The 16,857-nt window shown below is 36.4% G+C and carries 11 protein-coding genes; 5 read left to right on the forward strand and 6 right to left on the reverse strand.

What is annotated here, in order from left to right; genetic code table 11:
- Positions 1-191 precede the first annotated feature (191 nt).
- On the reverse strand, positions 192-1,910 hold the full coding sequence (locus IQ247_RS26520; RefSeq protein ID WP_193924555.1) for a diflavin flavoprotein: 1,719 nt from the start codon (positions 1,908-1,910) through the stop codon (positions 192-194).
- An 812-nt stretch (positions 1,911-2,722) separates the two neighbouring features.
- Here IQ247_RS26520 and IQ247_RS26525 point away from each other — a divergent pair.
- The 3 genes from IQ247_RS26525 (at position 2,723) to IQ247_RS33255 (ending at position 5,101) form a co-directional block, all read left to right on the forward strand.
- A complete protein-coding gene (locus IQ247_RS26525) occupies positions 2,723-3,880 on the forward strand; it encodes a hypothetical protein (RefSeq protein ID WP_193924557.1) in 1,158 nt (385 codons plus the stop codon).
- A gap of 313 nt (positions 3,881-4,193) precedes the next feature.
- Positions 4,194-4,886, forward strand: coding sequence for a hypothetical protein (locus IQ247_RS26530; RefSeq protein ID WP_193924559.1), 693 nt, complete (start codon positions 4,194-4,196; stop codon positions 4,884-4,886).
- 86 nt (positions 4,887-4,972) lie between these two features.
- A complete protein-coding gene (locus tag IQ247_RS33255; RefSeq protein WP_265579710.1) occupies positions 4,973-5,101 on the forward strand; it encodes a hypothetical protein in 129 nt (42 codons plus the stop codon).
- A 368-nt stretch (positions 5,102-5,469) separates the two neighbouring features.
- Here the strand turns inward: IQ247_RS33255 and IQ247_RS26535 are convergent, their stop codons facing one another.
- Together IQ247_RS26535 and IQ247_RS26540 are read right to left on the reverse strand one after the other, a co-directional pair.
- Positions 5,470-5,883, reverse strand: coding sequence for a putative toxin-antitoxin system toxin component, PIN family (locus IQ247_RS26535; protein WP_193924561.1), 414 nt, complete (start codon positions 5,881-5,883; stop codon positions 5,470-5,472).
- Positions 5,876-6,121 carry a hypothetical protein gene (locus tag IQ247_RS26540; RefSeq protein WP_193924562.1) on the reverse strand — a complete coding sequence of 82 codons (246 nt, stop codon included), beginning with the start codon at positions 6,119-6,121 and terminating at the stop codon, positions 5,876-5,878. Before IQ247_RS26540 ends, IQ247_RS26535 begins: the two co-directional genes overlap by 8 nt.
- 805 nt (positions 6,122-6,926) lie before the next feature.
- On the opposite strand from IQ247_RS26540, the gene IQ247_RS26545 reads away from it, so the two are divergent.
- Entirely contained in the window at positions 6,927-8,696 is a 1,770-nt protein-coding gene (locus tag IQ247_RS26545; protein ID WP_193924563.1) for a ShlB/FhaC/HecB family hemolysin secretion/activation protein, read from the forward strand.
- Positions 8,651-11,599 (forward strand): CHAT domain-containing protein, encoded by a 2,949-nt coding sequence (locus IQ247_RS26550; protein WP_193924565.1) that lies wholly within the window; start codon positions 8,651-8,653, stop codon positions 11,597-11,599. The genes IQ247_RS26545 and IQ247_RS26550 overlap by 46 nt, the downstream gene beginning before the upstream one ends.
- 788 nt (positions 11,600-12,387) lie before the next feature.
- On the opposite strand, the gene IQ247_RS26555 is transcribed toward IQ247_RS26550, so the two are convergent.
- The 3 genes from IQ247_RS26555 to IQ247_RS26565 form a co-directional block, all read right to left on the reverse strand.
- Complete coding sequence (locus IQ247_RS26555; protein WP_193924567.1) at positions 12,388-13,257, reverse strand: tetratricopeptide repeat protein; 870 nt, start codon at positions 13,255-13,257, stop codon at positions 12,388-12,390.
- An 89-nt stretch (positions 13,258-13,346) separates the two neighbouring features.
- On the reverse strand, positions 13,347-15,074 hold the full coding sequence (locus tag IQ247_RS26560; protein ID WP_193924568.1) for a protein kinase domain-containing protein: 1,728 nt from the start codon (positions 15,072-15,074) through the stop codon (positions 13,347-13,349).
- A 217-nt stretch (positions 15,075-15,291) separates the two neighbouring features.
- Entirely contained in the window at positions 15,292-16,617 is a 1,326-nt protein-coding gene (locus IQ247_RS26565; RefSeq protein ID WP_193924569.1) for an NB-ARC domain-containing protein, read from the reverse strand.
- Between the last annotated feature and the right edge of the window lie 240 nt (positions 16,618-16,857).

Raw genomic sequence — 16,857 nt, forward strand, 5'->3', positions numbered from 1 at the left:
GGGATGGGGGGTAGAGGGGGTAGAAAAAATTGTTAGTCGCCAGGGAGCAAGATGCTCCCACTACAAGCTTTTTTTATAACTCGTAACTCAAAACTCCTAACTCAAAACTCCTAACTCTTAACTCCCAACTCCTAACTCCCAACTCCTAACTCCCAACTCCTAACTCCTAACTCCTAACTCCTAACTCCTAACTAGTAATAAGTTCCTACCTTACGGTGACGAACTGCTGTTACTCCATCTGGGTCGGAAATACGACCGTCGGATACAGTACAGTACAATAACCAGTGGTCACTACATTCCATGCTGGTCTTGACTTCGCACTCCATATATGCTAATGCGTCTGCAAGAATAGGGCTACCGTTTTTGGCTGTGTGAGTTTTGACTCCTTCAAATCGGTCAACACCGGGAAGTAAGCGCTTAAGGAAATGCTTTTTGAGTTCTTGATAGTTTCCTTCTTCAAGAACGTTCAGCACAAACTTATCACCTATTTGCAATGAAGACTCAATTCCTCGGGTTTTACCAACAGCGACGGTAAATCCTAAAGGTTGTAGACTTGCTTGAGCAATCCAGGAAGCAACCATGGCACCTTTGACATCACCTTTTTTAGTGGTGACGACATAAAGTCCGTTGCTAATCCGACCTAATGCCTTTTCTAAATCGGCATCGATGGATTTAAGATGTTTGATATTGCGTTCGCGTACTAACAACTGTCCCATTTGGTTTCCAGCTTCATCGCAGGTATTAAATGTCTCTTTGGTCGGGACTTCTTTGATGCGAATTGCTGGGAAACCTTCTCTGACACCATGTTCGAGGAATTTTCTCCGCAAGGTGTCGATGGGTTCGTCATCTCCACCGTAAGACTCGTACAGTCCAATGACTTGCTTATTTTTTACTACTGCTAACAGAGAACTGATAGCAGCTTGAGCCGCAACGTTAGCAGAAGGAGGCATCCCGATGATGATTCCTGCTGATCTGTTTGCTAATTCTTGGATTTCTTGGAGGTCGGTGGTGGTTAAATCCAACATCTCTACTCCAACCCCGGTTTTTTGGATACCGTGACCAATTGATTGCGCTAAGCGATCGCTATATCCATATTCGGAAACGTAGTACAAACCAATGATTGTTTCTGTTTTGGCTTGTTTTTGGCTCCAGCTTTGATAGCACTCGGTGAGTGTATCTAGGTTGTGATAAAGCAATGGACCGTGACCGTTGGCAATAATTTTTATTTTGCCTAAGTCACCCATTCTCTTCATTGCATTCAATAAAGAGCGAGCATTCGGTCCCATCAAACAATCGTAGTAAAATTTGAAGTCAGGTTCAATCGCCTCTAAGTTGACATCAAAGGTATCATCGGAGCAAAAATGCATACCAAAAGCGTCACAAGTAAAGAGGGTTTGGGTTTTCTTGTCGAAACTGAAAATGGTATCTGGCCAGTGTAAATTAGGTGCGCTGACAAATTCGATTACGTGTCCGTTACCTAAATCTACGGTGTCACCAGTCTTGACAATTCGCTTGGAAAATGGATCGTGTACCAAGTTCTCTAGAAACTGTAATGCTACTTTCGACGCTAATACAGTCGCTCTCGGAGCGATTTGTAAAACATCTTCCACTAAACCGCTATGATCTGGTTCAGTGTGGCTAACAATTACATAATCAATCGCTTTGGGATTAACCAGGCTTTTGAGAGTCTCTAAATATTGTTCGCGGAACTTGGAGTGAGACGTATCAATTAAAACTGTACGCTCACCTTGAATTAGATAGGAATTGTAAGTTGTACCGTTTTGCAATCCAAACTCAATATCAAAGCGATCGCGGTCCCAATCGAGACTGCGAATCGCGGTTGTGTTAGGAGCAATTTCTACAGTTTGTATAGTAAGGCGTTTTTGAGGGTTCTCTTTGACCGCTACCATTAGTCGTCTCCGAGGACAATTTTATAGTTCACTTATAGTCTTTATTATGCTCATAAATATTTTTGTAAAGTTGTCTAATATTTTATATTTGATAATTTTTCTTTTGTAGCAAATGTTGCTGTTTGTCGGCGTTGTCAATTTCCGAAAACATCCAAACTCAACTTGCTTTTTTCCAGTCGGATTATATCAAAAAAACTCAAATTTTAAAAATCAAAAATAAATTAAAATCAATCCAAAATATGTAGCGTAATTACTTGAAATTGGCTTCTAAAGATAATTTGTAATCGCTTACTTAATCAGATTTCGATTATTTGGTGCTTGGAACAAAATGGATTGTTATTTATTATCCTTGAAAGTAATTTGAGCGGCATTCATTCTTAAGTAAGAATACTGAAGACAGTTGATAAATAAAGGTTTAAAAAAGACAATGAAGCGGCTAATCTATTCTTTAGATTAACGTGAGTTCGATGTTCATTGCTTCGATTCGGTTTAAATAGTCAGGAAACTGTAAAATCTCGATTATTCCTAGAGTTAGAAGTCGGGTTTTTAAGATAAGTCTGGGTTGTAACAGACAATCATCATCAAAACCCGACTTATGAAGTTATTCCTCGAATTCACGTTTAGATTAACTAAGCTTTTTGTAACGACTTAACGCTATCAAAATAAAGTTTACAACAGATCAAAGCGTATAATTTGAAAAAATCAGGGTAAGACAGTTAATTTATGGGAAATTACATACAAGAAAATTTTAATAAATATTTTAATTGAGCTTGTATTTTGAGTGTAAACATTTAAATATTGTGACCTTGATAATGCATACAAAAAAAACATTTAATCATACTACTAGTCCATTCTTATATTTGTGCTTGGGAATAAACTTACCAGCAATCTTATTTGCGACTATCAACTTCTGGGAAAAACCTGCATTAGCTACAACAAATCAAGAAAATTATTTATCTGAAATTAACTTAACTACTGATAATTCAAAGTACACAGTATCATCTGTTAACCCTGACTTAAAACTAGCTGTTCGTAAAATCACTGAACGGGAAAAAGAACAACTGTTAAAACCTGTTGATTTATCTTCCGAATTATTGGTGGGAGAAGTTGAAGCAAAGCAAGAAAAACTTGCAGAATCTCCAGATTTTTGCTGCCAAAATATTACCAAAAGCTCAAAAATTGCTCAAACAGATTCTTCTGAAGTTATAGGTGATACTTTGGGAGAAGCAAATAAAATACGTCAAGAGCTTTTAATTGACCCAATTACTGTAGAGACAATTACGGATGGTGGTGCAGCACCCGGTTCTACAGCAGGTACACCTTCGGCTTATGGAGCAAGTTGGGGACAAGCTTACGTCGGTGGTGGATTGTTTTTCCCTTTGGATAAAGGACGTACTGACGGTTCTTTGTCAGTTGGTTTTGGGTTGGGAGACACAGTTAAAAGTGTTGGTGTGGAAGTCAATGCGAATATTACCAGTGTCGGTGGTGGTAACAGTAACTTTGATTTTGGAGACAGCGGCTCTTTGGGATTTAAAGTACATAAATACCTCGGGAATGGTGCTGCTGTTGCTGTTGGTTTCTCAAATCCCATAACCTGGGGAGATTCCAATAAAGCAAAAGACACAATCTACGGAGTAGCTACCAAGTCATTTAATTTGCAACCGAATGATCCAGACAATAAAATGCCTTTAACCATTTCCTTGGGAGTTGGTAGCGGTAGTTTTCGTTCTAAAGGTGCGATTGAAGCCGGTGATAATCCTGCCAATATTTTCGGTAGTATCGGTATCAGAACCGCTCCAGAAGTCGCTTGGGTAAGTAGTTGGACAGGAAATCGCTTAAATATAGGTGGTTCTTTTGCTCCCTTCAAACAAACTCCCATAGTCATTAACGCTATATTTACCGATGTCACCAACAATTTTGGTGACGGACTTGGTATCAGCTTAAGTGCAGGTTATGCAATTAGATTTTAGTTACTTATGGGGAACAGGTAAGAAGTATTTTCATGATTGGTTGTGGAATTTTTCGTGGGGTAAGAAGTCGGGTTTTTATGACTCTTTTCTGGTATTACGGATAAAAAATCGTAAAAACCCGACTTCTGTGATTATCGTCGAACTCACTAATCATCCGGACTTGAATTGAAATGAAAGCATACATCTAACTATTCCCTGTTCCCTTTTCCCTATTCCCTATTCCCTTTTCCCTTTTCCCTACTCCCTACTCCCTACTCCCTACTCCCTACTCCCTAACCCCTACAACATCTTTTTAAATACAAATAGGACAGTCATGAAACAAAAATTATCTTTCAACTTGAGTTTGGTATTAATTATCATAGCTTCTTCTATTAACGCTACAGCTATCAAAGCTAATGCTGGTCCTCTAAATGCTCAGGGAAGCCCGGAAGATTCATCTGGTTCTGCTGGTGGGAGTTTCAACCCTGATAGTCAAACAACACCACAATTAGCACCTGGTATTGAAAATTCGATTCAATTGAACAACGGTCAACTTAGTATTTCCTTAGAATCTCAGGAACGACTCAATCAAGAAATTACTAAGATAATCAGCAATTTTAGTCCTACCGGGGGTGATGAGGCTCAGATAAACTCTATTATTAATTTATTACGTGGAAGTAATCCAATTCAAAATCGCGATCGCGTTGAAAAGTCTTTAACTGGAATCGGAATCAGTAAAGGTGATGCTGTGCAACTTATTGAGTCTGTAGTAGGGCTATTTGCTGGATTTGATTCAGCATCTACACAAGGTATTCCTGTAGCTAGCAACAAAAGTTTAACAACGAGTTACATAGCACAAAATAGTCAACAAAACGTCGATATTAATAAATTAAATACTGCTGTCAATGCTTACAATAAAATAATTATGAAAAGTAATGCCAAAACTCTCAAAAAATTGGCTGCGAATCCAGAATTTATGGAAATTCGCAATATTCTCAATCAATTAAGAAGCGCTTTTAATGAATAAGTACTGAGGAGTTAGGTTTTGATGATGAAAGGGAATAGGGAGCAGGGAGTAGGATGGGTAGGTTAATGTGAGTTCTACCAGTGGCTATGCTTATGCACAAACCACCACCACCAAACACCCTCGTCCAAGCCACAGGTTGGTATCGTAATGCACAAGGAAACATTCAATTAGTTGCATTGCAGATAAATCTTCTACTCAGGTGCAACAAGTATTAACCTGTGCAGGGATTTCCAGATAACATAATACTGTATTCAATTATAAATCCCCAAAACCGAGTGATAGCTCTATGTCCTACAGCGAATTTACCCTAGCTAAAGCCAAACAAGCTTTTGGCTTAACTTTCAACTAACCTGTGCTGCGATTCCTCAACGTATCGTACTCAATACCCGCATAATTGCGATCGCTTAAACCGGCACCCGCAGTAAGGCGGGTTATTTAGTTAAGTCCACGCAGGTGGACTAAGTAAGGTGTAGTAGCGGTAATAAAGCGCCAGATTATATATAAATTTCTTACAAATCATTTAGGATTGCTATATAACCTCAATAACAATTGGGATTAAGCAAGAAAAAATAAATTTTAGTGCTTAGTTTCTCGCCAAAAATTCTTGAACAGAAATAATTTCAATGCCTCGAAATCGATTTAATACCAGCAAATCATTATCTCCAGTGATAATACACTCAGCTTTTCCACTGACTGCCAATTCTAAATATTTATCATCTTTTGGGTCTCGACATTTGTCAATTTGCTGTTCCACATCAATAAAATCAACTGTCTTTGTGAAATTTTCTAGAAATTCCTGCCGTCTTTCCAATGTCAGATACTTCTCAAATTTTTGACGAGATAAAACTTCTTCTAGCTCTGCGAAGACAGAATTAGATAATATGAGAATACCAATATCCTGAGCTATATCCAATGCTTGACGAGGCTTGCTTTGACTAAATAAAAATGCACTAATTATCACATTCGTATCAAAAACAAATCGTCGCTGATTAGTCATCACGTAAAACCAATTCCAGGATTTCAGGTGTTAACCCTTTACTTTGTGCTTCTCGACTTGCTATATCCATTGTGTTTCTGAGATTTGCGATGTTTGATTGTCTTTTTGTTTGAAATTCAGACTGTATAATAGCTGCAATTTTGAGTTGCAATTCTTTTCGTTCTTGTTCTGTGGCATTACGGTATGCTTGTGCAACCTCAGACGAGACTTCGACCGTAATTTCTTCTTGCGAAATCATAAATTTGACTGTATGTTTGCTGCGATTACTGTTCAATTCTAATTATAAGGGAAATAGCGATGTCTACGACGGGCTACGCCTACGCACTTGGTCTGATATCCGCGATATTTCGTCATATCGCAAAACTAGCGCAGTTACAGCCCAAATACCCCAAATACCCCAATTAACCGAATTTTCTTTATGGACGGGATTTTATTACTTTTATGACCCTTAATTACTTGGCGATCGCTGGTGGTAGCAACTTGAGTTATTAGTGTGAAAACGGGTGTTACAGATAGAAAATCGTAAAAACCCGACTTCTGTGATTATCCTCCTAGTTTACTTCCCGTTCCGGGGTACTCACCTTAGATTAGTTCGAGAAGTCGGGTTTTTTATAAAAAACCCGACTTCTTCAAGTGCGCTCCCTACTCCCTGATTAAAAATCAGTAATTAATGTGTGAAATCTGCTTGTAATTTTTTCAGATCAAGATTATTTTTAACAGGACAAGAAGAGTCGGAAATTTCTACGTTAATAAATAATGAGTAAAATCAGGGTGTGCAATGCAAGTTCACATTCATGTATCTGCACCTCATGTTACCTAAGTATTATTCTCGATTTTATTTTCACGTTGTTCTGTCCAAATTTGTTTTATCTATTTTATCTTTCGTCGGGAACGGGAAACTCTTAACGGACAACAGTTATTTTGTAACAGTTCCTTCGCTCCAGGGTTTAAAGCCTCATCTCTCCCTACGGAGATTGAGGTTTAAATTCCCATCCCAAATCTTCTGTTCCCTATTCCCTATTCCCTGTTCCCTTTTCATTTGTTTGACAGATAAACTTTCATATGCATCGTTTGTTAACTTAGCCGAAGTTTCTAGCGGTGATGGAATAAATCTTACTCTACCACCGCAGGATATCCAACCCCCTCCAAATCCTTCTTTTACTGTTCCTTCGTTTCCCGATTCACCAGAAAAACCACTAGAAGTTCCTTCAACTACTTCTACACCAACAGAAGGGAATGAGGGTGTTGATGGTCGAATTACTGTCACTGATTTAGAATTTATTGGTAATACAGTTTTTAGCCAGGAAGAATTAAGAGAAAAATTTATCTCTCGTTGGCAGATTGATCAGTCTATTGCTTTTTCGGAATTACTGCAAATTGCTGCTGATGTTACTACCTTATATCATAAAAAGGGTTACAAAACTTCTGGAGCTATTGTTTATATTCCGAAGAAAACTCAAGAAGACGGCAAAGGAAAGGTTGAAATTCGGGTAATTGAAGGTAAGTTAACTCAGATTAATATTAGTTTATTCAATTCTCAAAGAAAAGGGCGATTAGAAAAGTATTTGGGTTCACGTTTGGGTGTGAAGCTTTCGGAACCTTTGAATGTTGACCGTTTGTTGTCAGGGTTACAATTATTGCAACTTGACCCTTTAATTGAAAAGATATCTGCTACTATCACTCCTGGAACTGAGCAGGGTAATAGTATTTTGACGGTTAAATATAGTTCAACGCAGCGATTTAAGTCTCAACTGAGTTTGAATAATGCTCGTTCTCCTAGTGTAGGTAGTTTTGCGCGGGAAATCTCTCTAGGACAAAATAATTTGCTGGGATTGGGTGATAATCTCAATTTGGGTTACAGTAATAGCGATGGTAGTAATCAGGTAAATATTAACTACAAATTACCGATTAATCCCAAGAATGGTAGTCTGAATTTTTTCTATAATCAGAGTAATAACGATGTGATTGAACCTCCGTTCAATGACTTAGATGGGGATGGGAACGGTTCCGATATTGAATCGGAATCGCGTTCCTATGAAGTTAGTTTGCGTCAACCGATTATTAGAACGGTTAATAATAATAATTTTCAGGAATTTTCTTTATCGTTAGCAGCTTCTTTACGTTCTAGTCAATCTTTTCTTTTAGATACTCCGTTCCCTCTTTCACCGGGAGCAGATGATAATGGTCATACTCGTATTGCTGCTTTACGGTTTTCTCAAGAATTTATCCAACAAAATTCTCAAACAGTAATTGGATTACGTTCTCAATTCAATTTGGGAATCAATGCTTTTAACTCGACTATCAATCAAAATAATATTCCGGGAATGGAATCAATTCCTGATAGTAGGTTTTTTTCGTGGCAAGGACAAGCTCAGTATGTCCGTCAATTAGCACCAAACAGTCTATTTTTGATTCGTGGTTATGCTCAATTATCAGACCAAACTTTGGTGTCATCGGAACAGTTTGCTCTGGGTGGTTTGGGTAGTGTTAGAGGTTATCGTCAAGACCAATTATTAACAGACAACGGTATTTTTGCGTCTGCGGAAGTTCAGTTACCAATTGTCCGGGGTATTGCTCAGAATGGAGTGTTACAGTTAATTCCTTTTGTTGATTACGGTACTAGTTGGAATAGTAGCGGTAGAAGTAATCCGGATAATCAAACTCTTTCTTCGGTTGGTTTGGGTTTGCAGTTACTCCAGGGAAATAATTTTCGCGCTCGTCTTGATTGGGGAATTCCTTTGGTATCAGTAAATTCTAGGAAGAGAACATGGCAAGAAAACGGCATTTATTTTACATTACAATACAATCCGTAATTCGTGGTTGGGTTAATGTATTTCAAAGCTTATTAAGAAACAAAATTATCATCATATTGATAGTTGGTATCTTGTTAATTGTGGAAATTTCTCCGGTTTTTTCTCAAATCCCAGCCTCTGAGTTAAATAATCCTCACTCTCTTGTCAAGGAAGGGGAAGAATTATATCGTCAACAGCAATTATCTCAAGCGATAGAGTATTTTCAAAAAGCAGCAAAGATTTTCGGGGAAAAAGGGGATAAGTTTAATCAAGCTATTAGTTTAACTAATTTAGGGCGTTTACATTTGGAGTTGGGAAAAGCAAAGGATGCTTTGGATAATTGGGAAATAGCGAAGGAAATTTATGTTCAGTTAGGGGATAAAGTTGGAGTTATTCGTAGTCAAATTTATCAAGCTGATGCTTTACAGAAGTTAGGGTTTTATCCTCGTGCTTGTGGAATTTTATTACAAAGTTTGGAAGTTTCGGAGCCAAGTTGTGAGGGTTTAAGGAAGGAACGGTTGGAGTTAGAATTACAGAGTCTGCAAATGCGGGTTAGTCGTTTGATAAGAGAAGATTATGAATTAAAAAACCGCAGAGACGCTGAGTACGCTGAGAAAGGAGATGTTTTAGAGGAGCAATATGATTTACTTTTGTTAATTGGTTGGCGCAATTTAGGTGATGTTTTACGGGGTATTGGAAAGTTGGATGAGTCGCGTTTTATATTGGAAATAATTGCTAAGTTTGATTCTTCTACAAATCAAGCTGCAACGCTTTTGAGTTTAGGAAATACGTTGACTGCTTTGGGACATTTAGAGCGCGATCGCAATTTAGTAAAGTATTCTACACAATCCAATTATCAGCCTTGGTATTGCTCGATTAGTGATTATATTCTTCCGATTGAAGCTTTTAGAGAATATCAAAATGCTGAGTTACAATATCAGCGAATTATTGAAAATTTTCCGAGAACATCTATCGCAATGAAAGCGAAAATTAATCTTCTGAATATTTGGTTGATTAGAAGTAAATTTAAATTTTCGCAAAAGAATGATACAACAAGTTTATTGTCTGAAGCAGGAAGATTATTATCTGAAATCAATATCTCAAGTTTACCTCATCAAGCTCAGGTTTATGCTCAAATTAATTTAGCTAAAAGTAGGATTTGTTTAACGCAATTGATGGGTAATCAAGTTGATTGGGTGAAAGTTTTTCAAGAATTACAAATAGCACAAGAAGAAGCTGAAAGTACGGGAGATAATCGGGTTAAATCCTATGCTGTTGGTAATCTTGGTGGTTTTTATGAATATCGTGGTTGGTGGTTAGAGCAAAATTCAAATCATCTGAAAAATATCAAGGATAATTTGTGTAAAATAGCAGATGATTGTTTTAGAAAAGCGCAAAAATTTACAGAAGAAGCGCTTTATCTTGCTCAACCGAGTAAGGAACCATTTATTGCTTATCAATGGCAATCACAATTAGGACGTTTATTAGATAATCAAGGTAAAAGAGATGATGCAATTACGGCTTATAATGGGGCAATAAATACTTTAGAATCGGTTCGTTATAATTTGTTGGCAGTTAATTCTGATGTCCAATTTTCTTTTTTGGAGAATATTGAACCTGTTTATCGTAGATTATTAGGATTGCTATTACAAACTCAAGTTAAGGAAGAGGCAAGTCAAGATAGTCTCTTCTCGGTAGAAGATTATGGAGAAAAAAACCGCAGAGACGCAGAGTACGCTGAGGGAAGAGGTAAAGAGAGAATTGTAATTTTAGACGGGGGTAGGAGTAGTCAAGATAATTTATTTAGAGCAATTCAAGTCAGTGAATCTCTACAATTAGCGGAATTAGAAAATTTATTACGATGTCGGTTAGATAGTTCAAAGACTATTAAAATTGATCAATTTGAGAAACCACCAGCAGCAATTATTCATCCTATTCTTTTAGAAGACAGGATTGAAGTGATTGTTCAAATACCTGGAACAAAAAAATTACGACGTTATACTACTAAGATTTCTCAAGGAGATTTGAATGAGATTTTGTTCAATCTACAAAATTTACGTTCTGAGAAAAAATATAATGAACAGCAATACATTTTACCTTATAGTCAAAAACTATATAATTGGTTAATTCGACCTGTTGAAGCTGATTTACCTGGGAATGGAACATTAGTTTTTATTGTAGATAGTACTTTAGAAAGTATTCCTTTTGCGATGCTTCATGATGGAAAGCAGTATTTAGTTAGAAAATATAGTATTGCTGTAAATTTAGTTTCTCAATTACCAAGTCAAGGAAGTTCAAAGTTTGGAAAAAGAAATGCATTACTTGCAGGAATCAGCAAAAAAGCCGAAAGTTTTCCTAAACAATTACCTCAACTTCCTTATGTGGAAGATGAATTAAAAGGGATAGAAAAAGTAGTTTCTCATAAATTACTTAAAAATGAGCAATTTACAAGTGAAGCTTTAATGAACACAATCATTAAAAGTAATTTCAAGATAGTTCATTTAGCGACTCATGGTAATTTTGCTTCTAACCGTGAACAAACCTATATTTATGCTTGGGATAAAAAAATTAAGCTCGACGAATTAGATCAAATACTCCGCATTCGAGGAAAAACAAGTTCTCAACCGATTGAATTACTAGTTTTGAGTGCTTGTGAAACAGCACAGGGAGATAGACGTGCTGCATTGGGTATAGCTGGAGTTGCCTTAAAAGCAGAAGCGCGTAGTACAATCGCAAGTCTATGGCAGGTTAATGATGCTTCTACTGCTGATTTGATGAAGTTATTTTATCAAGAGTTAAGTAAACCAAATATGAGTAAAGCTGAAGCTCTCAGAAAAGTGCAAATCCATTTTTTGGATAACTCTTCTAATTATAAGCATCCCTATTATTGGGCATCTTTTATTTTAGTTGGTAATTGGCTCTAACACCAGAAGTCGGGTTTCCTAGACTCAGAAGTCGGGTTTCTTGGAGAAACCCGACTTCTCCATTCTAACCAACCTCCTTTCCCGCTAGTACTCCACCACATTAATTTTGAGGAGTTAAAATACCTCTTCGTAGGTTGGGTTAAGCGTTGGCGAAGCCTGTCCGACAGGACATAGCGCAACCCAACGCGGGTGTTGGGCTGAACTACGTTCAGCCCAACCTACAATATTACATTGATTACCCCTCATAACTTATGTGGTGGACCACTAGTACTCCGCCACATTAATTTTGAGGAGTTAAAATACCTCTTCGTAGGTTGGGTTAAGCGTTGGCGAAGCCTGTCCGACAGGACATAGCGCAACCCAACGCGGGTGTTGGGCTGAACTACGTTTTGCTTCGCAACGCTTGCGCGAACAGCCCAACCTACAATATTACATTGATTACCCCTCATAACTTATGTGGCGGACCACTAGTAGTCTATTTCATTAATTCTGATGGCTTAATTAATATAACCTTACTAGTAGTCGGATTTTACCAGAAATCTTGTAGAGACGTTATATATAACGTCTCTACATTACGTCGGTAGACAAACAGAACCAATCAATACTAATGCAAAGGACCACTAGTAGTCTATCATTATTTATAATTCGTTTTTATCGTGACCCGACCGGGAATAGAATTCCCGGTCTAATAGCAAAAGTCCTATGAATAGGACTTAAGCTATTAGTCGGGGAATTACATTCCCCGACAAGCTCTAATATGAACCCAGTAAAATTAATTACATAAACCACTAATTCAAATCCCTTAATTGTTTTTCTACCCATTCCAGACGTTTTTGGTCTGATTCTAACCATTCTGAAGGCTTTTGAGTTTTCAATTTCTCATATCCAGCTTTTGCTTGCTGATACCAACGAATTGCTTCTTTTTTTTGCTCAAGATTGTTGTATATTTCCCCTAAGAATTGAGCAACTTGACTAGAAAGTTTTTGATTATTTGATGTTTCGTAATTACTGAATGCTGTTCTCAGCAAAATAATGGCTTGATCTGAATTATCTAGATTCAGATTAATTCTGGCTAGTTTTACTTGTATCCAAGCTTGTTCATCTATATCATTTTGATTTTTTGCTAGTTCAAGTGCTTGCTGATAGCTATTTTTAGCCTCTGTAATCAAGTTATTTTCTTCATAAAGTTCAGCTATTTTTAAAGCTGTTTGTTGAGGAGTCAGATTTTGATTACGGATATTATCAATTTGGCTTTTGAGTTTCTCAGCTTGTTGTGTTGTCAGCAGAATAAATCTAGTTTGAGTTTCTTTTTGTTCTTTACCAATAGCTTTAACAATCAAATTATAAGCTTTACCTGGTTCTAGAGGTGGTTGATTTTCAGGATAGGAAATTTCGGTATTGTTGACTTCTAATTCCCATACAGTTCCTGTTGAACTTTGTAAACGGACAATATAACTTGTCGCTCCTGTTGCAGCAGTCCAAGAAAATTTCGGTTGATTATTAACTAAACTTCCTACAGGTTCAATAATATAAAAATCATCTCTACGACTTTCTTCACGACAAACTGGGTCGCAAATAATTTTTTTTTCGCTGGCTAGTAATAATTTTTTGGGATTTTTTTGAGAAATAACAATTTGATTAGCTGCTGTTGTTCTCACATTGATTATTACCAAATTTATCGAACTGAAAGTTAAACTTAAAACGAGGTAATTTAATAATCTATTTAATAATCTATATTTCATCTGTTTTATTTCTTTTGTGATTTATTTGAGTTTAAATAGCTAATAGCATCCATTTGCCAAGTTTCTACTTCTGGTAATTGTTCAGCATTATAATCACGGCATTTTTGCCATGCTGATAAAGCGTCTTTACTATTAGCTTTTTCTAGTACTTTCCCTAATAGACAATGAGCGGCTGCTCTTTGATTTTCATCAAAATAAATTGCTTTTTCTAGATGATTTTGGGCATTTTGAAAATTACCTAATTGGAGATATGCCCAACCTAGATTTTTATATAAGCTATATAAACTAGATTTAGAACTAGAAACTTTAGTTTGTTCTAAAGCTTTTGATATTTCTTCAATAGCTAGTTGATAATTTTGCTTTTGCCATATCAACAAGCGAGCATAGTTATTACGAGCATCTACAACTAAATCAACTTTATCTCCTTGATAACTCATGGTTTTTTGATATTCCAACAACGCATTATCAAACTCTCTGATATCTTCATAAAGAGTTGCTAAATTGTAATGGATTGTTGCTGTAGTATAAGCATCATTTTTACTCAATTCAAGTGCCTGCTTATACCTATCAATAGCGCATAAAAATTCTTTTTGCTGTTTACAAACTAATCCGAAGTTATTTTGATATTTTGCTTGATTTGGATTCAGTTTAGTTGCAGTTTCAAAACGATTCCTCGCACTATCCCAATCCCCATCCATCAAAGCTTGACGACCTCGATTATCTTCATAAGCTGCTCTTAATGGTTTTGTGGAAAAGTAAAGTAAAAAACAACCAGTGATGATAATAAATAATCCTTTAGACTGAGGCGAATTCAACAAACGTAATATACTTTTGATTAATAATCCTCTCGGATTTAAATATTCTAAAATCTGGGATGCACTTTGAGGTCTATCTACTGGTAATGGAGCCATCATATCATCAATAAAATCAGCGAAACGTCCTCGAATTTTTGATGCTTGATTTCGCCAAATTAGTTTACCAGTTTTTGGATTAGTCGGTAGTTCAACCGGGGATTTACCTGTGAGTAAATGAACAAAAGTGCGTCCTAAAGCATAAAAATCTGATTGAGGTAGAGCTTTACCATCAATTTGTTCTGGAGGTGTATAACCACCTGATATTGTTGTAGTTGCATTTTCTCCTCCTCCAATTTTTACTAGGTAAGTATTGCTCATGTCTCTCACAGAGCCAAAATCAATTAATACTAATCTTCCATCGGGTTTGAGGATAATATTTGAAGGTTTAATATCTCGATGAAAAAAATGATTTTTATGTAAAATATCTAATATTTCTACCAGTTGTCTCAGCCATTGTAGAGCTAATGATGATGAAATTTTTCCATTTTCTATCAACCATTGCTCTAAATCATTCCCAGGAATTTTCTCCATGACTAAACAGTGAAGTTCTTGGGATGTATTATTGGGGGTAAAAGTGAAATAATCGTCGGGTTCTATTTTCGGAATACCTGGATGATTCAGCAATTGCAATGTAAAAGCTTCTCGCTGAAACATTTTGAGAAGTTGTGGACTATTTACTTTTAAAACTTTGAGAACTTTGCGTTTTTCTCCATCAAATACTTCAAATACATCAGTATAATTCTGGGATTTTAATGAACGTAAAGGTTTAATTAACTGATAACGATTATTAATCAGCAAGCTTGTTCCACAGCTCTGACAAATAGTAACATTATCGGCATTTTTTCTTTGTTTACATTCTGGATTGATACAGTAAATCACGTTTTCGGAGGGAACGGGGAAATCCGATAATTGGGTTTATTTCTGCTGACTTAATAAATTTATGTAAAGGCTCGTAGTTGCGGTTCAGCGCTCATATCTAGAGCGAAGACAGCGTAACTACAAATCTTTATTTATTTGTGCCTATCTACTTATATAGCTGTTCCCTTTTCCCTATCCAAACAAAATATTAAATTAATTTTGTACGGGTACATATTTATTAAACCTGTGAAATAATTCTATATTTGATAATATATTTTTGAATCAGATATTCAACAAAGTAAAATGTTTCCGAATTATCTTGATTTGCATGGCTAGTTTCTATCAATGCTCTTCTTTTTAATGATGTTAATGCTTCTATTAATTCAGAAGTAGATACTTCTGGAATATATTGTTTTAATTTTGATAAAGATACAGCTTTTGCTTCATTTGCAAAATACTGCATCATTTGTTTTTCTAAATTTGATAAACGGTTCCATTGTTCATCAAGAATCGTGCGAAAATCACCAAAAACCCAAGTATTATATTTAGTAAATTCTCCCACATTGCCATAAAATAAATCTTTGATAGTTCCACTAACTATTTTTAATGCAAAAGGATTCCCTTTGGCACAATGAATTAAACTTTTCCAATGTTGTTCTCCTGTCAAACCCTGTTCTTGCAACATTTGTACAGCATCTTCTAATTGTAAACCTTCCAATTGTAGTGACTTAATTACTCCTTGAGAACTTTCTAATAAAGAAATTTCTCTGGGTTTTTCTTGAGAACAAAGTAATAAACAGCTTTGATGTTCCGCTTCCCCCACTCGTCTTAAAAGTACACCATAATCTTCATATCCTTGTTCATATCTACCAAATCGATCGCCACTGCGTAAGATAATTTCTACATCATCAACTACAAGCAAACAACGATGTTGACGCAAATATTGGATCAGCAGCGAAATCTTGTCATTAATCTCTTCGGGTAATTCAGTTTCCTGTTGATTCGATAAAAATCTAATCGTATCAGCTAAAAACTGTTGGATTGATGAATAATTGTGTAGCGATCGCCAAATGATATACTCAAATTGATGGTGAATTTGTTTCGCCAATTTTACCGTAGTGGTAGTTTTACCGATACCTCCCATACCCAACACCGCAACCAAACGACATTTATCTTCGAGAATCCAATGATTTAAAGTTGCTAATTCAGTTTCTCTACCATAAAAAACTGTAACATTCGGAGCTTCACCCCAATCTTGAGTTCGAGAGGAATTATCTCCAGATTGGTTCACCAATAGAGATGGAATTTTACCATTAACAGATGCTTGATATTGATTTACAAGAAACTGCTGTAACTTAGCTAATTTTACTGGTCCACGTCCGATAATATGAAACTTCTTATAAATATCACTCAATCGCTTGCGTACCAATACCTCACTGATATTTAATTGGTTCGCGATCGCTTTTGTTGATTTTCCTTCCATTGATGGAAATAAAACGTCCCATTCCCGCTCGGAGACGTTGTGAGAGGAAGCTATATGTTTGAGAAAATCTTCAGGAATCACGATAGTTATTTTAATTAGATTATCAATCTCTGATTATAATTTCATTTATGTGAAAATGGTGTTTTATGAAATACTAATGGAATAGGTAATTGGGAATTGGTAATTGGTAATTGGTAATTGGGGATTGGGGATTGGGGATTGGAAATTGGGAATTGGGGATTGGGAATTGGGAATTGGGGATTGGTAATTGGGGATTGGGAATTGGGGATTGGAAATTGGGAATTGGGGATTGGGAATTGG

Source organism: Plectonema cf. radiosum LEGE 06105 (assembly GCF_015207665.1).
GTDB lineage: Bacteria > Cyanobacteriota > Cyanobacteriia > Cyanobacteriales > Nostocaceae > Rivularia > Rivularia radiosa_A.